Raw genomic sequence first — 3,686 nt, 5'->3', positions numbered from 1 at the left:
ATGCCTCATCGCGACTTACGTCGCTCCCACAACACCCCAAATGGATGGATCATGGTTCGTGCGCACGGCGCACGCTAGAGGACCAGCTTTTCCCGCGGCGGCAACCGCCAGTCGATGGGCGCCTGCCCGCGTTGCGCGAGGTACTGGTTGGTGGCGGAGAAATGCCCGCACCCCAGGAAGCCCCGGTGCGCCGACAACGGCGACGGGTGCGGTGCGCGCAGTACGCGGTGCCGGCGCGTGTCGATGACCTTGCCCTTGGCCTGCGCGTAGCTGCCCCACAGCAGGAAGACCAGGCCCTCGCGTTCGCGCGCCAGGGTTTCGATGGCATGGTCGGTGAAGCCTTCCCATCCCTTGCCCTGGTGCGCGCCGGCACGGCCTTCCTCGACCGTCAGCACGGCATTCAGCAGCAGCACGCCCTGCCGCGCCCAAGGCAGCAGGCAGCCGTGATCCGGCGGCGCGATGCCGAGGTCGGCGTTGATTTCCTTGTAGATGTTCATCAGCGACGGCGGCACCGGCACGCCCGGCAGCACCGAAAAGCACAGCCCGTGCGCCTGCCCCGGACCGTGGTACGGGTCCTGCCCCAGGATCACCACCTTCACGGCATCGAACGGCGTGGCATCGAAGGCCGCGAAGATCTGCGGCCCCGGCGGATAGATGCGTGCACCCGCCGACTTGCGCTGGCGCAGGAAGGCCGACAGGTCGCGCATGTCCGGCCGCTGCAGCCAGTCGCCGATACGCGCCTTCCACGAAGGTTCCAGCTTGATGCGGTCGTCGTCGGTCATGCGCGTCGCGTGGCTCAGACCAGGCTGCGCGTTTCGTCCATGCGCGCCAGGCGCAGCTGGAAGAGCACCTTGGTCACCAGCAGGCGTTCGGCGATGGGCTTGAGCACCAGGTCGTTGGCGCCGGCCTGCAGCAACTCGGCCTGGTTGTCGCGATTGCTGTCGCCGGTCATCACCAGGATCGGCAGGCGCCGCTTGCCGTAGGCGAAGTCGATGCGGATGCGCTGCACGATGTCGCGACCGCTCAGTTCGCCCTTCAGGATCACGTCGGTCAGCACCAGGTCGAACTTGTGCGTCGACAGGCCCAGCGACTCGGCGGTGAGCAGCGCGAACGCGTCTTCCGCCTTCATCACATGCACCACGTTGAGCGACTGCCGTTCCAGCATGCGCCGCGTGGTCTCGGCGACGACGCGACTGTCTTCGATGTAGAGGATCGTGGCGCCCACCACCGGTTCGGGCTGCACGTAGCCGCGGATGAACGCCGCCAGCGCCTCGTGGCCCAGCGCCTTGTCGAAATAGTCGGTGACGAATTCGGTGAACCGGCGTTCTTCGAGATGCTGCTGGGCATCGCCGGACACCACGATGACCGGCACGTACGCCTGGCCCGCGGCCTCGCGCACGCTGCGCGCGATCTCCAGACCATCGCCATCCGGCAGGGCCAGGGCGGTGGTGACCAGGTGCACCTCGCCCGCCGCCAGCGCCGAACGCGCCTCGGCGATGCTCGCGCAGCCGATCACCTGCACGCCCGGCAACTCGCGTTGCAGGACATCGGCGATCAGCTTGCGGACCAGCTTCGACCCGTCCACCACCATCACGCGGGGCGCGTCGCTGATCAGATGCCGGAGCTCTTGGGCCATGAAGATGCGGGGGATGTCAGGTGGCGGTCGGGCGAGTCTGACGCAAGAAGTGCCCCGTCACCAGCCATGCGCCCAGCCAGCCGATCACCGTCGCCACGCCCATGACGATCGCCGCGCCGACCGGATCCAGTCCTGCGAGCACGAACGGACTTCCGTAGCTGCGTGCCAGCGCGGCCAGTGGATCCCGCAACGCCCATGCCGCCAGCGTCAGCAGGCCGAGCGCCAGTGCGCCGGCGGCCAGCCCGTACCAGGCGCCCAGGTAGATGAAGGGACGGCGGATGAACCCGTCGCTCGCACCCAGCAACTGCAGCACGCCGATCTCCTCGCGCCGCGACTGGATGTCCAGCCGCACGGTGTTGCCGACCACCAGCAGCGCGCCGAGTCCGAACAAGGACGCCAGCACCCACACCAGCCGCTTGCCGAAGCCCATCCAGCCGGCCAGGCGTTCGCGCCAGGCGGCGTCGTGCTGCAGCAGATCGGTTTCGGGCAGGGCTTCCAGCGCGGCGATGAGCCGCACCTCGTCGCCTTCGGGCACCACGACCAGCAGGCTCGGCAGCGGATTGCCGTCCAGCAGCGCCAGCGAATCGGCCAGGCCACTGCGCTCGCGGAATTCCGCCAGGCCCTGCTCGGGGGTGCGCAGCTCGACGCGGGCGACATCGTCGCGGGCGCGCAGCGATTCCGCGAGCGCCTGCGCGCGCGCGACCGGGGTGTCCGGGGCCAGGAACAGATCGATCTCGCGCGACTGCTGCACGTCACCGGCGAAGTGACCCACGTTCTGCAACGCCAGCCACAGGCCCAGTGGCAGCACGAAGGCTACCGCCATCACGCCGATCGTCAGCAACGTCGCCCAGGGGCGACGCACGGTGCGGCCAAGGCTGGAAACGAAACTGTAGAGATGCTGGTCCAGCCAGATGCCGAACCCGGAGCGCGCCTGCGCCCGGCTGTTCTTCGCGTCGCTCATTCGGCCAGGTCCGCGGGGGAAATGTCGTCGACCAGCTTGCCGTGGTCGAGGATCAGGACGCGCTTCTTCATGCGCTTGAGCAGCGACAGGTCGTGGCTGACGACCAGCACGCTGGTGCCACGCTCGGGCATGGACGCGAACAGCGACATGATTTCCGCCGCCAGCGTGGGATCGAGGTTGCCGGTCGGCTCGTCCGCCACCAGCAGGCGCGGTTCGGCGACGATGGCGCGCGCGATGCCGACACGCTGCTGCTCGCCGGCGGACAACTGCGTGGGCAGCGCGTTTTCGCGATGACCCAGGCCCAGCCGCGCCAGCACTTCGCGCACGCGCTTGCCGATGTCGCCGCGGCGGTCGCCGCGCAGGATCAGCGGCAGCGATACGTTCTCCATCACCGTGCGGTCGGTGAGCAGGCGATGGTCCTGGTAGACCGCGCCGACCTCGCGACGGTGCAGCGGAATGCGGCCACCGCGCACCTTCAACAGGTTCTTGCCGGCGAACAGGACCGCCCCCCGGCTGGGCCGCTCGCTCAGGTGGATCAACTTCAGCAGCGTGCTCTTGCCCGCGCCGGAATGACCGGTGACGAAGAGCATCTCGCCTTCGGCCACCTCGAAGCTGACGTCCTCCAGCGCCGCGTGGCCACCGGGGTACTGCTTGCTGACGTTTTCGAATCGAAGGACGCTCATGTGCGTCGATTATGCCGGACCGATCAAGAGGCTGGCGATGCCGATGCGCAAAGAAAAAGCCGGGACGTGCCCGGCTTCTTCTCGATACCCATGAGGGCGCAGGTCAGTTGCCCGAGACCAGCGAGCGGATCTTGCGCCCCAACTTCGTCAGGAAGCCTGCGTTGTCGTCGACCGGCTTCGGCGCGGCGGACGGCGTCGCGGCGACCGGCGCGGCATTCGCCACGGCGCCCTCCGCACCCTCGAGCGGCTTGCCATGGCGACGGCGACGACGCTTCCTCGGTGGCTTGCGCTCGCCTTCCGGCAGCGCGACGGCGTCGGTGCGGACCGCGTCGTTCGCCGGCCGGGGCGCCGGCGGCTTCGCGGCTTCGCCCTCCGGACGCGCGGCGCGCGGCGGACGGGGCGGGCG

General features: G+C 69.1%; 5 protein-coding genes. All 5 read right to left on the bottom strand.

Annotation, left to right across the window (positions count from 1 at the left end):
* Positions 1-74: 74 nt before the first annotated feature.
* Positions 75-782: a uracil-DNA glycosylase gene (ung, locus tag AC04L7_RS14400; protein ID WP_296278929.1), complete on the bottom strand. Its 708-nt coding sequence runs from the start codon at positions 780-782 to the stop codon at positions 75-77.
* A 14-nt stretch (positions 783-796) separates the two neighbouring features.
* Complete coding sequence (locus tag AC04L7_RS14395; protein WP_296278928.1) at positions 797-1,636, bottom strand: response regulator; 840 nt, start codon at positions 1,634-1,636, stop codon at positions 797-799.
* A gap of 16 nt (positions 1,637-1,652) precedes the next feature.
* Positions 1,653-2,597, bottom strand: coding sequence for a permease-like cell division protein FtsX (ftsX, locus tag AC04L7_RS14390; protein ID WP_296278927.1), 945 nt, complete (start codon positions 2,595-2,597; stop codon positions 1,653-1,655).
* A complete protein-coding gene (ftsE, locus tag AC04L7_RS14385; RefSeq protein WP_296278926.1) occupies positions 2,594-3,280 on the bottom strand; it encodes a cell division ATP-binding protein FtsE in 687 nt (228 codons plus the stop codon). The genes ftsX and ftsE overlap by 4 nt, the downstream gene beginning before the upstream one ends.
* 103 nt (positions 3,281-3,383) lie before the next feature.
* The coding region (gene rhlB / locus AC04L7_RS14380; RefSeq protein ID WP_475513260.1) for an ATP-dependent RNA helicase RhlB at positions 3,384-3,686 on the bottom strand (303 nt) is incomplete at its 5' end.

The sequence above is a fragment of the Pseudoxanthomonas sp. LjRoot204_2 genome (genome assembly GCF_056175765.1).
This window is presented reverse-complemented; position numbering and strand designations above follow the sequence as displayed.